The sequence below is a fragment of the Sporotomaculum syntrophicum genome (assembly GCF_009932395.1).
Classification (GTDB): domain Bacteria; phylum Bacillota; class Desulfotomaculia; order Desulfotomaculales; family Desulfallaceae; genus Sporotomaculum; species Sporotomaculum syntrophicum.
In genome coordinates, this window is record NZ_LSRS01000001.1 from 318049 (window position 1) to 334790 (window position 16742).

A 16742-nucleotide genomic window follows, 5' to 3' on the forward strand; every position below is an offset into this window, starting at 1 on the left:
ATGCTGATTTAGCTAAGAGTCTTATATACGCCGTTCTACTTTTCTAGTGGATTGTATCTCCAGCCGAGCTTTAATTTTACTTAAGCCCAGGGCACATGGGAGATAAAACCACACCAAACGTTCGCCCTTTTGCAGATCCATCAAAGCTCGCATAGCTTAATCCAAGGATTCTGGATTCAGGGTACCGAATCCTTCATAGACTTAAATAGTATCCATGTTGATGCCTCAGCTGAATTAACCTGGCCCCCATTAAGCTTTGCATTGCCGGAGGTCCGGCCTTTGCTTGATCTTGAACAGAACTAATACCCGGTAAAAACGGGGTGATTGCTATTTGCCGCTGCGCTGGATATAGCCGGGTTATGGAAACAGCAGACAGTTAAACCTCCACTATAATGGTAAAAAAACGCCTTGCTAAAATACGCAAGGCGCATGTGTTTATTAGTATAGCTAATTATTGCAGCAACTGTTCCCGTTCCAGGTAAGTTTGCTGCACAGGCAGCGGGTGGTACGGTTGATCTAGTGTCTCTGCCTGGATAATGCGGTGAGCCGTTAAAAAGCCGTCACTAATCGCGTTATTTAACCGGAGCGGTTGCTTGGCATCACCAATAATAAATACCCGCATGCCCCTCTGCTTTAATTCCTCTGCCAAACGGTTAAGCGGCTCCGAACCCACAGAGAGTACCACGTGCGTACAGGGAAGCCATTGCTCCCGCCATTCGCGGTCTACGGCAACTACTCCATCCGGCTTGATTTCCCGCACATTATGACCGGTAATCGCACATACACCGTTCTTACGCAACTCCTCCAGCAGCACCTGCCTGGAAATTGGCTCTTCATCTACTGCCAATTCTTCAGTCATTTCCACAATGGTTACATCTCTTCCACGCTGCTTCAAGTAAAGCGCTGTCTCGCAGCCAACATTACCGCCGCCAACCACGACTACCCGGTTACCGACTTCGTACCGTCCGGCAAGTAAATCCCAGGCCGTTGTAACCGTTGGATTATGAACTCCAGGAATATTCGGAATGACCGGTGCCGCTCCGGTGGCTACCAGGACCGCGTCAACATTCATACCCTGCAGCATGTCCGCATTAGCCTCTGTGTTTAGATGTATTTCTACCCCTAATTTCTGCATCTGGGTTTTCAGGTAGTCAATAGACCACCTTATTTTATCTTTACCCGGCGGCACACAAGCCAGCAGAACCTGACCGCCCAGTTCGGGCTGCCTTTCCAGCAGCGACACACGGTGTCCCGCTGTAGCTAATACCCTTGCTGCCTCCATGCCGGCTGGTCCCCCTCCCACCACTGCAAAATGCATTGGGGAAAGGGTGGTAGTTATATACGGGTATTCCATTTCCCGGCCGGCCACCGGGTTTACTGTGCAGCGTATGTGCAGGTTTCTAAATACCCGTTCACCAATGCAAGAGATATTGCAGGTTATGCATTTTCTAATATCCTCGGTCCGCCCTTCCAGCGCTTTTACAGGCCATTCCGGGTCAGCAATGAGGGTGCGACCGAGAGCCACAAAGTCCGCCCTGTTATCAGAAATTATCCCTTCAGCCACCTCGGGGCTGCGGATGACACCCACGGCAATCACAGGGATGTCAACTTCATTTTTAATACTATTTGCCAGGTATACCCTCCAGCCCTCTGGATAACCCATGGTTTCCAAAATAGTAGGCATGGAAGCATATACTCCAGAGGACACGTTCAAAGCATCCGCTCCGGCATCCTGAAGCATGCGGGCCATTAGCTTGGCCTCATCTAAATGCACACCGCCATCTACAAATTCATCTGCGCTCATACGAAAGACGACGGGAAAGTCACTGCCGAGCTCCCGTTTAATACCCCGTAAAATTTCCAGTGGGAAACGCATCCGGCCGGTCAGGTCACCACCGTAGAGATCGTTGCGCCGATTGCTAAAGGGGGACATAAACTGGCCGATTAAGTAACCGTGGGCTCCGTGCAGTTCCACCCCGTCATAACCCGCATTTTGAGCACGGGAAGCAGCTTTGATAAACATTTCAATAATGTTTTCTATTTCCCCCAGCGTAAGTTCCCTGGGCTTTACCTGCAGATACGGATCCGGTATGGCTGAAGGGGCTACCGGCTGTAAGCCGAAAGTATTTCCTAGAGTGGTTTGACGACCGGCATGATGCAGCTGGGTGATAATCTTAGCACCATGTTCTTGCACAGCTTCCACCAGCTCGTTATGACCTGCAATATATGAATCGTCAGCAATACTCAATTCATTAGCAATAGCATTGCCCTGGGGCGTATCCACACAGTTTATCTCGGTAATGATCAACCCGACGCCGCCCTTAGCCCGCGCCCGGTAATAGTGTATCATTGCCGGTGTAACAGCGCCATTTTCATTGGCCAGATTAGTGCCCATAGGAGGCATTATAATCCGGTTGCGAATGCGCATACTGCCAATTTGACCTTCTTTAAAGAGATTAGGAAACTTCATTAATATTCCTCCTTCCGAGTATTTGATGGTAGTATTGTTACTTGAAGGAATATTTACTCATGATTTAAAGAAATAAACTGGCCAACAAGGCAAGCTCAGGTGCAAATTATAAAACCAGGGCAGCAAATGCCCTGGCTTTAAGATTTATCATTTTACCAGCTATTACGGGATCTGTAGCAGTCACGGCAGTACACAGGTTTATCACCGCGAGGTTGGAATGGGACCTGGGTCTCTTTACCACAGGCCGAACAGACTGCATCAAACATTTGGCGTCTTTCACGACCATAGCTGTTGCCGCCACCCCGGTTGTTAGCAGCCTTGCGTGCAGCGCGGCACTCTGGGCAACGGCCGGGTTCATTAGCAAAGCCTTTGTCAGCATAAAATTGTTGTTCAGAAGCAGTAAAAACAAAATCGGCTCCGCAATCCTTGCAATTTAAAGTTTTGTCTTCAAACATAAAAAAACCTCCTCTATTTGTTTGCCCGTGCCGGGGATTAACAGGTTTATTCTTCCCCAGGCTACCTAACAATAGAGAAAGCTACACCGAATCTCCAAGCATTTTTATCGAGCTTCTGTTCATTATACCTTTAGATTTAAAAATATGCAACATATTTCCGAGAACAACTAATAAAAACATACCCTGTTTATTTTCATTATCTAAACAGCTGCAAGCAAATGAGGTTACCCGGCTTTAATCACCGTCTAAACTGGTAAACTTGATCAGGATATCCAAAATTTCTGGCCGGTTTCCCACTCTTATAGGAGGTCCCCATGTACCAAATCCTGAGGATACAATAATTTGCAGCTGCCCTTTACACAAATATCCATAGTCAACCTCAAAGATATGCTCCGTAATCAAGCTTAACGGAGCCAGCTGGCCTCTGTGCGTGTGCCCAGAGATTTGTAAATCCACTTCCTGTTCCCAGGGTTCGTCTAAATGTACAGGCTGGTGATCCAGCACAATGGCAGGCTTTTTAGGGTCCCGATCAATGCCAGCCATTATACTGGCCAGCGTTTTTCGCTCGTTGCCATTAAAGAAGCTACTATATACATCTTCTCTCCCCACAAGATAAAAGCTACCTTCCACCAGAACCACTGCATCGCGCAGTACCTTGATGCCTGTTTGTTCAAGCCTATTAATAATAGTCGCGGATTGACCGCCAATATACTCATGGTTTCCCAGCACTGCATAAATGCCATAGCGTGATTTCAGCCGACGCCATGTCTCAGCCATATTTTGTTCAATATAAGGCAGTGGGTCTCCATCAACTATATCACCTGGCAATAGGATGATATCCGGTTTCAAGTCATTAACCATTGCCACTAATTCAGCTAATCGGTAATTATCCACTATAATGCCCAGGTGCAGATCGGACACTGCCACCACGTGTAATTGCTTAAGCTGACCGGCTGATTTGGGAATACTAATATCATAGTGGGTGACCTGCGGGTGCCTGGCATTCCACCACCCATAACTAAATATTACCAAAACGGTTAATAGTACACCTAAGCCAAGCACGAGAGCAGCAGGAAATTGGTCGTAGCTTCCCCGGGGCAAAAAGGCCAAACGTTGACCAGCTAAAAGAAACAATTCCAATATAGCCAGTACAATAAGGCAATAAAACATGAAAGCCAGCCAGTAGTCGCCTAGCAGGATTAACCAACGGGATATCCCGGGCGCAAGGTATTTTTTACTTAAATGTCCTGCAAAAAAGGAAAAGGCGATCAACCAGAACATTAACCAAAACAAGGCTATGGGAAGGTATGGGATAAATCTGCCCACCAGCTGCCACATGCGCAGTCCGATCCAGTAAGTGAGCAGACCATACAGTAAAATAATTATTGAAAAGGCTAAAATCCGAAACATTATGACCACACCGCCTTATAACCTTTCTTCACTTCATTTGTAATGCATCATGTTATTTAGCTAACCGAGATAGACTATTGACAAATATATCGTATCGCATTACATTATTTTATTGAACAACTACGACCAAATCATTGGGGAGGCAAAAATGACCCAACCAACTATCAAGGTTAATGACGATGAACTGGAATATGAGGTAGCCCGCAGGCGCACCTTTGCTATTATTTCTCACCCCGATGCAGGGAAAACCACACTAACGGAAAAACTACTGCTTTACGCTGGCGCGGTTGAGCTGGCCGGCTCGGTACGAGCCCGAAAGAACCAGCATCATGCCACCGCCGACTGGATGGAGATGGAACAGCAACGCGGTATTTCCATCACAACTGCAGCCCTGCAGTTTGATTGCCGGGGCTACAGGATCAATCTATTGGACACCCCCGGCCACCAGGATTTCAGCGAAGATACTTACCGCACCCTTATGGTGACCGATAGCGCAGTGATGGTACTGGACAGCGCCAAAGGCATTGAACCCCAGACCCGTAAACTCTTTCAAGTTTGCCGGCTGCGGCGTACTCCTATTCTCACCTTCATTAACAAACTAGACCGCCCGGGCCGTGAGCCACTGGCACTACTGGACGAAATCGAGCAGGAATTAGGAATTGGTTCGGTGCCAATGAACTGGCCCATTGGCAATGGCCCTTCATTCAAAGGAGTGTACGACCTCGCTAAACAGCAAGTGCTGCTCTTTGAGCGTACTCACCACGGCCAACACCGGGCGCCAGTGCAGGTGCATGACCTGTATGATCCTCAGCTAGCTATTCTTGTAGGCCAGGACGAATATCAACAGTTAGTGGATGAAATAGAACTATTAGCGGCGGCAGGGTCCTCTTTCAGCGAGGAAGCTTTTCTGACCGGCAATATTACCCCGGTATTTTTCGGCAGCGCTATTAATAATTTTGGCCTGGAACCATTTTTACAGACACTCCTGGACCTGGCCCCGGCACCTGGCCCGCGTATGAGCAGCGACGGCTTGATTGAGCCAACCAGCCCGGGCTTTACCGGTCAGATTTTTAAAATCCAGGCCAATATGGACCCGCAGCACCGGGACCGGGTAGCCTTCCTGCGGGTGTGCTCAGGACGTTTTGAAAAGGATATGCAGCTTTACCACTCCCGTCTAAAGCGGAAAGTGCGCATAACCCGGGCTTACCGGTTCTTCGCCCGGGAACGGGAAATCGTGGAAGAAGCTTATCCCGGCGATGTAGTGGGCTTAGCTAACCCCGGCCTCTTTAATATCGGCGATACCCTTTGTGATGGGAAAGTGATTAGATTTGAGGACATTCCCCGCTTCACCCCTGAACACTTTTGCCTCCTGCATAACCGGCATATCGCAAAATATAAGCAGTTCAATAAAGGGATTGAGCAATTAGAAGAAGAAGGCGCAACCCAGGTCCTTTACTTTACAGACAGCTTACGCAAGGAACCGGTGCTGGCAGCGGTTGGGGAACTGCAATTCGACGTGGTTGTGGCACGGCTTAACTCAGAGTACGGAGTAGATGTTTCTACAGAAAGACTTCCCTTTACCTGCGCCCGTTGGGTGGAGTGCAACTTGGAAAAACTGTCCGACATAATCTGGCCCAGCCGCAGCAAGCTGGCCAGAGACCGGGAAGGACGGCTGGTGGCACTGTTCTCTTCAGATTGGGAAGTCAACTTCTGCCTGGAGAAAAACCCCGGATTAATCTTAAAAGAATTGGGTTAAATATTCATATTTAAACAAAATTAGGCTATTAGCTTAAAGAAGCCGGCTGAAAGTTCGTCTGTTGACAAGAAGGTTCCTTCATGAGAGCCTTCTTTTTTTGTTACTATCAGTTTATATCTGTCTGCAAATGTTTGTGAAATGATGCACTTTAGTAAATGCAATAGCATTTATCCTCTCTAAACTAAATGATTGATTTACATAGTAAACTGGTCAATAAGGCTCAGGTATTCCAGTATTTCCTTTCCATCCCCCGGTACTGAACTGCTTCAGCCACATGCTCCACCTGTATTTCCTGGCAACCTGCAAGATCCGCCAAAGTTCGGGCCACCTTGATAATTTTATTATGAGCGCGGGCGCTCAGCTTTAGGTTAGTAAAAGCCGCCCGTAATAAATCGCTGGATTCACTATTAAGTTGGCAGTACTTTTTCAATTGCAAGGGCGACATATCGGCATTACACATAGCTTTGCCAAAACGGGCTGACTGAATTTCCCTGGCCAGCTTAACCCTTTGGCGTATAGTTACCGATGACTCTCCCGGCTGAAAGTTTTCCAAATCATTAAAGGTGAGGCGGGGCACATCAATATGAATATCAAAGCGGTCCAGCAGAGGCCCGGAGAGGCGATTTAAATAGCGCTGTACCTGCAGGGGGGTGCACGTGCACTCCCGCTCAACATCCCCCAAAAAACCACACGGGCAGGGGTTCATTGAAGCTATAAGCATGATTCTGGCGGGGTAAGTAATCGAAGCATGGACCCTGGATATGGATACCACACCGTCCTCCAGGGGCTGGCGCAATGCTTCCAGGGCATCTCTTCTAAATTCGGCAACCTCATCAAGAAAAAGCACCCCCAGGTGCGCCAGGCTAATTTCACCAGGCTTAGGGTATTTACCGCCCCCAACGATGGCTGAGGTCGAGGTGTTATGATGAGGGGATCGGAAAGGACGCTCAGTAATCAACGGCTGACCGGACTGCAGCATTCCTGCCAGGCTGTATAAATTAGTTACTTCCAGCGCTTCATCCAATGACAGTTCAGGCAATATGCCCGGCAGCCGGCGGGCCAGCATGGTTTTTCCTGAGCCAGGGGAACCCAGCATCAGAACATTATGGCCCCCTGCGGCCGCTACTTCCAAACCACGTTTAACAGCCAGCTGGCCACGCACCTCGGCCATATCCCCGCTAAGGTTATGGCCGGTATAAAATTTATTGATATCCACAAAATGAGGCGTAATGGGCTCTTCACCCTGCAAATGGCGGATTAATTGATTTAGATTAGCTGTAGGATATACTTTAATATCTTGAATTAAAGCTGCCTCGTCGGCATTTTCCAACGGCACGATCACCTGATCGTAACCATCGCGGGGCAGCAGTGAAACCCGGGGCAATACACCGTTTACCCCCTGGATAGTGCCGTCTAGTGACAATTCACCGATAAATATGTAACCATTGACCAGCCCGGAATCGATTTGCTCCGTTGAAGCTAGTATGCCCAGAGATATCGCCAGGTCATAGACCGGACCCTCTTTCTTCAAGTCAGCCGGTGCCAGATTCACCGTGATCCGCCTAGCTGGAAAATCAAACCCGGCGTTTTTAATCGCCGCGCGCACACGATCCTTAGCTTCCCGCACTGCCGCATCCGGCAGGCCAACCAGCTCAAAACCGGGCAGACCACTCGACACATCCACCTCTACCCGCACGATATAACTTTCAAGACCATTTAAGGCCAAACTTCTGACAATGGTTAACATATTTAAATACCTCCGCCGTTTTTTTCGCCAAAACCATTGCCAATCCCTGCTATTTCATTTAAGAAATCCAATGTCAAAGCCATTGGTTCTTTCAAAAAAGATACTCTGAGCACTAATGCTAAAGGAATACTTATTATCAACTTCAGTACCCGATTAAGAAAATTCTTCAAAAAATATTTTGCCTAAACCTTTCCAAACTCTTGTATTTGATTTGTAGTATAGAGTGTATCAGGTATATAATCAATTTAGTGATATAAAAAAGTTTTCAACCAACAGAGGTGATGCAAAGCTTGGTTTGTAAATATGTTTTTGTTTCCGGCCGGGAGCAAGGAGTTTCTAAAAGATTGTCCAAGCGAGAAAGTATAAACTGGCCTTATCAGGCTAGGTACGTAACTTCCCGAAAGCATTATTGAAGCTATATTTGCCGGTCACGAGGAGGCATCGGCAACAAATATTGATGGTGCCATGAGGGATCACCCCGGGCTAAAATAACCAGAGTGGAAGTAACCGTTGCCAGTAGCTATACATTGAATGAAAATTTCTCTGACCTTATAATACTACTTAGCTTTAAGGGAATAAGAATAACAGAAGCTATCAATATTAAATCTTATCTATGAGGTGATATAATGAGTGCTCCAGTATTACTTGTCCAAATTCCTCCCAAAGAAGATCAACAGCAAGATGCAACCGGTTCTAGCACTGAAAATGAGCTTATCGCCATCGCCGTTTATGAAAAGGATGGTTTATTGCCCCCATCAGTATTAACGCAACGGGTATTCGACGCAGAAACACCTTTCCGGTTTCCCAGTGAAATTAGCCAGGGTGCAACCAAAACCAGAATTGTATACCGCTACAACCTGACACAATGGCATGAATTACTGGAAGCTACTAATATGCCCAATACAGCTGAATCGATCAAGCAAATCATGATACCCATGTTACTATACTTACAGCAACTTTACCCGGATATTTTTAACGACATAGAATATGACCGCGATTTTAACAAAGATGAATATGCCGAAGTTATACCTATGGCATAGACTTTGTTACAGGAAAAGTGCGCTCATTCATTTGGTTCCCTCTGCGCGCGCTTTTCAGCAATTTAACTCTTAGCGCTTGCCATAAATATGGCAAGCATAATTACCTAACGTATAAAAAAACAGCTGAAAGCCTGTATAGCTTCAGCTGCTTTTATCCTGATACCCTTGTTTTAGACCTGCAAAATGCATGACTTAGTTGGCGTTGTACTTCCACTTAAGCAATTTGGGGACACACCTTTCAAGGATTGTCCCCAATTTTTGTGGGATACTTATATCAAGTCAGTCAGGTTAAAATGCATTTTCTATGTGGGTGACTGTGGTTTCCCCTGCACAGTATACCGCTACCACATCAAAACGGATATTAACATTATCTAATGATTTTTGCGCCAGGTAGGACAGGGCCAGTCGACGCACTTTTTTTATTTTAGAGGCAGTAATGCTCTCCTGGGGCAAACCGCAAATAGCACTACTTCGGGTGCGCACCTCAATAAAAACCAGGTAGGCTCCCTGCCGTGCAATAATATCAAGTTCACCTAATCGGCACCTGTAATTGCGTTCAATAATCTGCATACCTATTTTCTGCAAATAGTCAGCGGCAATATTTTCGCCCCAAACACCCAGGCCGCGTCTCTGAAAGGTCACGTTAATTACCTGCTCTCCTTGCGCTAATTTTCTCAAGCTTGAGGAGTATTTGTTAGCTGAACTTTACGGCTACCTCTAAAACAATCTCAGTCTATCTTTTAACCTTTAGTTTTTTAACAGCCGCGTTCAAGCCATCAATAGTTAACTCAAACATGGGAAACACTTCACGCACCAAATTAATGGTATAACTCCCCTCCACCAAGCCCCAATACTTCTCGGGGATGGGATTTAACCATACAGCGTGTTCAAAATGATTGGCTAATCTCTGCATCCATTTCTGGCCGGGTTCTTCATTAGTTGCCCACCAGCTCAATGCACCGTAGGGCATTAGAATCTCGCTGGCCGCCATACTGGCGTCCCCAACAATAATCAGCCGGTAGTCAGAGCTATATTGGCGTAAAAAATCATAGGTCGCTGTGGAATTGCGATCTGAACAATAAGGATCGTTATAAATAGTTTCATACCAGCAGTTATGAAAGAAGTAAAACTGAAGATCTTGAAAATGTGTTGATTTATTTGCCGCATTAAATAACTGGCTGCATAGCCTCTGGTAAGGATTCATAGAACCGCCGGAATCCATAAGCAAGATTAACTTAATTTTATTTTTACGTTCCCTGGCCCACACCAGCTCAAGCATACCGGCATTGCGCCCGGTAGCATCCACAGTGGCATCAAGGTCAAGAACATCTCGCTCTCCGTCTACCGAGGTACTCAGTAAGCGCAGTTTTCGTAAGGCCACCTCAAATTGCCGGGTAGTTAAAGTTTCATCCGTTCGAAAATCCCGGTATTGGCGCTCGGCCGCCACTTTGACTGCAGAACGGTTAAGCGAACTGCCGCCAATACGCACACCGGCCGGATTGTAACCGGAATGCCCGAAGGGCGAAGTGCCTCCTGTGCCTATCCAATTGCCGCCACCGTGGTGTTCTTCTGTTTGCTGCGCCAAGCGTTCCGCCAGTTTTCTTTTTAATTCATCCAGGTCCCAATTTAAATCCGGCCTTTTATCAGCTTGGTCCATCAATTTTGGCGGGGCTGAATGTTCGAGCCATTTCAATGCCTCGGCAACAATTTCCGGTGGCGTTTCAATATCCTTAAAGATTTCTAAAAAAGCCCGGTCGTAGGCATCATACTGGGACTCGCTTTTAATCAGCAGTGAGCGCGCTAAAAAGTAAAAACTAATTAAGCTGCTATTAGCAAGCCCACGCTGCAGCGCCTCCATTAAGGTTAACCATTCGATTAGAGATACGTTTACACCCTGTTGGCGCAAGCTATAAAATAGGCTGGTAAACATTTTATCAACTCCGCCAGTAACCAGATATATTTTTCTTAGCTGCCGCCTTAGCATCAGCAGCACCACTGCCAAACTTACGCTTCCATAATTCCATATCGTTATCCTTCTTCAACAGCACACCTGGCATAGGCATCTCTCTTTCAATAACACGGGGATCAATGCCGCCAATGGCCAGAGCCTGAACCCAGTCCAATAACTCACTGGTGCTTGGCTTTTTCTGCAGACCGGGTATGTTTCGAATATTGTAGAAAGCATTTACCGCAGCGCGTACCAGTTCATTTTCCAAATTCGGGTAGTGTACCTTTATAATTTGCTTCATCATTTCTTGGTCAGGAAAGGCGATGTAATGAAATACACACCTGCGCAGGAAGGCATCAGGAAGTTCCTTCTCAGCGTTGCTGGTAATGACTACGATAGGGCGTTGCTTAGCGGAAACTGTTTCACCCGTCTCGGGGATATAAAAGTTCATCTGGTCCAATTCCCAAAGCAAGTCATTGGGAAACTCGATATCCGCTTTATCAATTTCGTCAATCAGCAGCACTACCCGGTTATCTGAAGTAAAAGCTTCACCCAGCTTGCCCAGCTTTATATATTGTTTAATATCGCGAACGTTGCCCTCGCCAAATTGGCTGTCGTACAAACGTTGTACGGTGTCGTAAACATATAAACCGTCCTGGGCCTTAGTAGTGGATTTAATGTTCCAAATAATCAGCTTCATCTTCAAGTTTTCAGCCACACTCATGGCCAGCATGGTTTTACCAGTACCAGGTTCACCCTTGATTAAAAGCGGCCGGTTAAGCGCCGCCGCTACGTTTACAGAACTAATTAATTCATCTGATGCAATATACTTCTCAGAGCCAAGATACGAGGTATTGTTTTCCATATTATCCTCCCCAATTATCAAATGTAACATTATTATATCACGAATTATAGACTAACTGCAGTTAAAAAAAAAGCCCCTCACGTCTGGGTGAGAGACTTTTTTATTAATAAATATGTTAATGCAAGAAGAATGAATGTGCAGCGCCATTGACTACTTCGGAGAGCGGACCAGGACAAATACCAATAACCAGAGTAGCAATCGTAGCGAAAACCAGCGTTACGGCTACGGGACTTGATACGCTTATTGGTGTTGCGTCAAGCGGATCATCACGATACATGACCAGCGCCACCCGAAGGTAGTAATACACCGACACCATGCTCATAATTAAACCTACAAATACAAGCCATAGATAATCTCCTACAATGGAACTAAACAAGTAGAACTTGCCTGCGAAACCGGCCAGCGGAGGTATGCCGGCCATACTCAGTAGCGCCACTAACATCACTGCTGCCAGTAAAGGAGAACGCTGGGCTAAACCTGCATAGTCCTTTAATTCATCACTGCCGGAGTAGTTGTAGTAGTAAGCCGCCACCACGAAGGCTGCCATAGTAGCAAATACATACAGGAACGCGTAGAACATGACACCTTTGATACCGGCTTCTGTTGCAGCAACCAACCCTACAAGTATATAACCTGCCTGAGCAATGCTGGAGTATGCCAGCATTCTTTTGATATTCGTTTGGGGAATAGCCACCAGGTTACCGACAATAATGGTTACAGCTGCAAGAATGGCCAACACAAACGCCCAGTTTTCCCAAATACCAGGAAGCCCGGCAATAAACAACCGCAAAATAATCGCAAAAGAAGCAGCCTTGGAACCCACTGCCAGATAAGCTGTAACCGGAGTCGGGGCCCCTTCATAAACGTCCGGTGACCACATATGGAAGGGTACAGCCGATACTTTGAAACCAAGACCGGCAATAACCATAACAACAGCCAGCACTAGAGCAGGCGATAGGGGTTGCATAGCAATAATTCTGCCTATTTCCAGGATGGTAATACTGCCGGTCAGGCCATAGATGATGGATAAACCATATAGCAACACTGCCGAACTCATTCCAGCCAGCAATAAATACTTAATGCCTGACTCAATTGATTTATTATCAGTTTTACGGAAGCAAACCAAAAGGACAAAGGACAGGGTCATTAATTCCAAGCCCAGATAGAAGGTGATAAAATCTCCTGCCGAGGCCATAACCATCATGCCCAGGGTAGCAAATAAAGTTAGGCTGTAATACTCGGCCTGATTGCCCATTTTATCAACAAAGCGCATACAGCCCAGTATCACCAGCGCCGCCGCTGTCATGAAAGTAATCTTCCAAAACAGCGCATAATTGTCCAGCAAGTACATACCATTGAGCAGTTCCCGTTTTTCACCCCACAGCGATACGGCTACCGCCATAATGCCCAGTATGCCCAGCAAGCTGACCCAACCAAGGCCATGTCTGGAGCCTTTTGGCACGATAATACCCATTATGAGCACCAGCGTAGCTAAACCGGCCATCAACATTTCCAATGTCAAGGCAGAAGGGTCAAATGGTAACGTTAAAACAAACATATCAGTTGGCATTTAAAACTTCCCCCCTAACTGGAGCGCGTCGCTTATCGCAGCATGCAGGGGCACGACACCACTGTTAATCATGTCAAATAACAAGGAGGGGAGGCATCCTCCAACTACCAGTACGGTACCTAGTACCACCAAAGGCACCATTTCCGGTCCCTTGATATCTTCCAGGTGATCATATTCAGGACGCGGTGGGCCAAACAGGGTATTAGCACCGGCACGCAGCACATAAAGAGCAGTGATAATGATACCCGCAATACCTATAACCGCCACACCGCCGTAAACTTCGAAACTGGCAATAAAGATGGTGAATTCAGGGATAAAGCTGACTAAACCGGGCAAGCCCAGAGAAGCCATCGCTGCCAGCATGAAGCCCACAGCCAACCTTGGTGTTTGACGAGCTAGACCGCCCATATCCGGAATCCAGCGGGTATGTGTTTTTTCATAAATAAAACCTATCATAGAGAAGAACAGGGCAGCCATTACACCATGCGCAAACATATTAGCCACAGCACCGTTTATACCAATAACGTTTAAGCAGGCTACGGCTAGAATGACATAACCCATGTGACTTACACTGGAATAACCAACGACATATTTAAGGTCTTTTTGGGCCATAGCACCCATCGCAGCGTAGGCTACACCGATAACACCCAATACGGCCATGTAAGGTGCAAAGAAAGATGCACCCAAGGGCAGCATATAAACGGCAATTTTTATTAAACCATAACCGCCGATTTTTTTCAGTACACCAGCATGGATCATACTAACCGCAGTAGGAGCGCCGGCATAGCCGTCGGGTGACCAGGAGTGGAATGGCCACATAGAAATCAGTGAGCCAAAACCAAACAGCATCAACGCAAAGAGCCAAATCTGATCAAACTCTCCTAACTGCTGCGCCGCCATGGCCATACCGGTAAAACTCATATCCGGGTGACCGGCTATTGCTGCTGTCTTTACAAACAAAGCAATAACACCGACCAGCAGGAAACCGCTCCCGATTAACAGGTACATCGTCAGTTTCATACCTGCATATTCCTTAGTAACCCGTTTGGAGCTACCCCAGATAATCACCAAGACGTAAATGGGGATAACTACCACTTCATAGAACAGCAGGAATATGAACAGGTCATGAGCGATAAAGGTACCCATAACACCGGCAATCAACATTAACAGCAGGACAAAAAACTCCTTGGGCCGATTATTGACATTCCAGGAGGCAAAGATTGCTGAAAAACCAATCAAGTTGGTCAACAGCAGCATCGGTAAGCTGATACCATCCACAGCCAGGAAGAAAGTCACGCCCAAATCCTTAATCCAGGGTAGTTCATGTCCAAAAACAAACTGCAAACCGCCGATATCCTTGTTATAAGCAAAGTAGGCATACAGACTCAAAGCCAGGGCAACAAACATACCTACTGCAGCAATACTCTTAATCAGGATGTTTTCATCCTTGGGAATAAACATGATGATTAAAGACGCAACCAGCGGTGCCAGTAATATGGTTAATAGGATCGGAAAGTCCATTACTTAACACCTCCTATAACCGGAACGGCGTTAGACGGGCCGACAAAGGCCATTAATACAGCCACAACCAGCACGCCAATAAAGAATATCAGCACATAGTTCTGCAGCCGACCGGTTTGGAACACACGCATACCTTCTCCGGATACCTTGGCGAATGCACCGATACCATTAACGATACCGTCAACGATATAGATATCAAACAGGTAAAAGATTTTGGCAGCACCATCAACCAGCGCGTGGTTGAACCACAGGTACAGCTCGTCAATATAATACTTATTAACGAGAACCCTGTAGGCAGTACTGTACTGTTCGGCCATAGCTTTGGCCTTTACCTTTTCGGTATCTTTTAAATACATAGAGTAGGCCAGTCCGATACCGGCGACAGCCAGCACTACCGACAATCCCATTACAATAAAGTTGGGATCGGCATGGTGTGGATGCCCAAAGTAAATCCATTCAGCCCACACATTACCCCAGGGGGTACCCAGCCAGCCGGCTCCAATGGCGCCGATAGCCAGCACCAACAGGGGCACAGTCATAGTCCAAGGAGATTCCTTGGGATGGTTGTCCGGATTTTCTTTGCCAAAAAAGGCCAGGAAAATCATACGCCACATATAAAACGCAGTTAAAAACGCAGTAAACGCCGCCATAGCGAACAGCACATAGTGCCCTTCAGCAAAGGTAGCCGCTAAAATTTCATCCTTGCTCCAAAAGCCGGCAAAAGGAGGAATACCGGCAATGGCTAAACCACCAATGACAAACGTCCAGGCGGTGATAGGCATTTTCTTAACCAGTCCACCCATTTCCCACACATCAGCTTTGTGATGCAAAGCTACCAGCACACTACCTGCGCCAAGGAACATCAGGGCTTTAAAGAAAGCGTGGGTCCACATATGGAACATACTAGCGGTCAGACTACCTACGCCCAGTGCCAGCATCATATAGCCCAGCTGGCTGACTGTGGAATACGCCAGGATCTTTTTAATTTCACGCTGCGTTAGAGCACATGTAGCGGCAAACAGGGCCGTAAAGGCACCGGTAACAGCTACCAACTGCATAGCCGATTCTACTTCATGGAACAGGAACATGGTGCGACCAACCAGATAGACACCGGCCACAACCATGGTGGCAGCATGGATCAGTGCGCTGACCGGAGTGGGGCCTTCCATAGCGTCCGGCAACCACACATGCAGCGGAAACTGGCCTGACTTACCGATCGGTCCGATAAATACCAGTACGGCTATCATGGTTAGGATGCCAAAGGTTGTAAACTCCTCAAAATGAGCAATTCTTTCACTCAACTCAGTCAGGTTCAGCGTGCCAAATACTATTTGCAGCGATAAAATACCCAGCAGCAGACCGAAGTCCGCAACCCGGCAGGTAACAAAGGCTTTTTTGGCCGCCTCGCGAGCTGATATCTTATGCGTGTAAAAGCCGATTAACAGGTAGGAACATAATCCCACCAATTCCCAAGCTACAAACATTTGCAGCAGGTTGCTGGAAATAACCAGCAGTAACATCGAAGCGCCGAACAGTGAAAGGTACGAGAAAAATACTGAGAAACCATCTTCACCATCCATATAACCAATTGAGTATAAAAATATGAATGTCGAAATAAACGAAACCATGACCATCATCATGGCCGATACAGGGTCTAACTGTACGCCCACGTCTATTTGCAGAGCAGGCATCCCCGGCATTCCCAGGGAAAACCAGCGCGTGGCGTAAACTAACGGTTTTTCCGCATACTCAGGGTTGGTAAAAATCCCGTACGCCGCCAGTGTAGCAATAACACAGGACAAGGCCATTGATCCCACCGCCAAGATAGCACTAAGCATTTTCCATGGGCGGGTGAGAAATACTATCGCCACAAAAGCAAGGGCGGGAAGAAGCGGTACCAACCATGCATGCTGCAATGCAAATTCAACATACATTATTTAGAAGCACCTACCTTCTTAAA

12 protein-coding genes are annotated in these 16742 nt (G+C 46.8%); 2 read left to right on the forward strand and 10 right to left on the reverse strand.

What is annotated here, in order from left to right; translation table 11 throughout:
* Positions 1 to 451: 451 nt before the first annotated feature.
* From SPSYN_RS01665 to SPSYN_RS01675, 3 genes are all read right to left on the reverse strand, one after another.
* On the reverse strand, positions 452 to 2470 hold the full coding sequence (locus SPSYN_RS01665) for an FAD-dependent oxidoreductase (RefSeq protein ID WP_161820760.1): 2019 nt from the start codon (positions 2468 to 2470) through the stop codon (positions 452 to 454).
* Positions 2471 to 2622: 152 nt separating this feature from the next.
* Positions 2623 to 2925 (reverse strand): zinc-ribbon domain containing protein, encoded by a 303-nt coding sequence (locus tag SPSYN_RS01670; protein WP_161820761.1) that lies wholly within the window; start codon positions 2923 to 2925, stop codon positions 2623 to 2625.
* A gap of 234 nt (positions 2926 to 3159) precedes the next feature.
* A complete protein-coding gene (locus SPSYN_RS01675) occupies positions 3160 to 4335 on the reverse strand; it encodes a metallophosphoesterase (protein ID WP_161820762.1) in 1176 nt (391 codons plus the stop codon).
* 148 nt (positions 4336 to 4483) lie between these two features.
* Here SPSYN_RS01675 and SPSYN_RS01680 point away from each other — a divergent pair, with 148 nt between their 5' ends.
* The gene (locus tag SPSYN_RS01680) at positions 4484 to 6091 is read left to right on the forward strand and encodes a peptide chain release factor 3 (RefSeq protein WP_161820763.1); all 1608 of its coding nucleotides are present in this window, start codon (positions 4484 to 4486) and stop codon (positions 6089 to 6091) included.
* Between the two features lie 220 nt (positions 6092 to 6311).
* On the opposite strand, the gene SPSYN_RS01685 is transcribed toward SPSYN_RS01680, so the two are convergent.
* On the reverse strand, positions 6312 to 7838 hold the full coding sequence (locus SPSYN_RS01685) for a YifB family Mg chelatase-like AAA ATPase (protein ID WP_161820764.1): 1527 nt from the start codon (positions 7836 to 7838) through the stop codon (positions 6312 to 6314).
* A gap of 626 nt (positions 7839 to 8464) precedes the next feature.
* Between SPSYN_RS01685 and SPSYN_RS01690 the strand changes: the two genes are divergently transcribed.
* Positions 8465 to 8878, forward strand: coding sequence for a hypothetical protein (locus tag SPSYN_RS01690; protein WP_161820765.1), 414 nt, complete (start codon positions 8465 to 8467; stop codon positions 8876 to 8878).
* Between the two features lie 288 nt (positions 8879 to 9166).
* Here the strand turns inward: SPSYN_RS01690 and SPSYN_RS01695 are convergent, their stop codons facing one another.
* From SPSYN_RS01695 to nuoL, 6 genes are all read right to left on the reverse strand, one after another.
* Entirely contained in the window at positions 9167 to 9520 is a 354-nt protein-coding gene (locus SPSYN_RS01695) for a YraN family protein (RefSeq protein ID WP_161820766.1), read from the reverse strand.
* A 91-nt stretch (positions 9521 to 9611) separates the two neighbouring features.
* Positions 9612 to 10808, reverse strand: a complete 1197-nt coding sequence (locus SPSYN_RS01700) for a vWA domain-containing protein (protein WP_161820767.1) — start codon at positions 10806 to 10808, stop codon at positions 9612 to 9614.
* 4 nt (positions 10809 to 10812) lie between these two features.
* The gene (locus tag SPSYN_RS01705; RefSeq protein ID WP_161820768.1) at positions 10813 to 11691 is read right to left on the reverse strand and encodes an AAA family ATPase; all 879 of its coding nucleotides are present in this window, start codon (positions 11689 to 11691) and stop codon (positions 10813 to 10815) included.
* A gap of 115 nt (positions 11692 to 11806) precedes the next feature.
* The gene (locus tag SPSYN_RS01710; RefSeq protein ID WP_161820769.1) at positions 11807 to 13261 is read right to left on the reverse strand and encodes an NADH-quinone oxidoreductase subunit N; all 1455 of its coding nucleotides are present in this window, start codon (positions 13259 to 13261) and stop codon (positions 11807 to 11809) included.
* Entirely contained in the window at positions 13262 to 14782 is a 1521-nt protein-coding gene (locus tag SPSYN_RS01715; protein ID WP_161820770.1) for a complex I subunit 4 family protein, read from the reverse strand.
* Positions 14782 to 16716 (reverse strand): NADH-quinone oxidoreductase subunit L, encoded by a 1935-nt coding sequence (gene nuoL / locus SPSYN_RS01720; RefSeq protein ID WP_161820771.1) that lies wholly within the window; start codon positions 16714 to 16716, stop codon positions 14782 to 14784. The genes SPSYN_RS01715 and nuoL overlap by 1 nt, the downstream gene beginning before the upstream one ends.
* Positions 16717 to 16742: the final 26 nt, after the last annotated feature.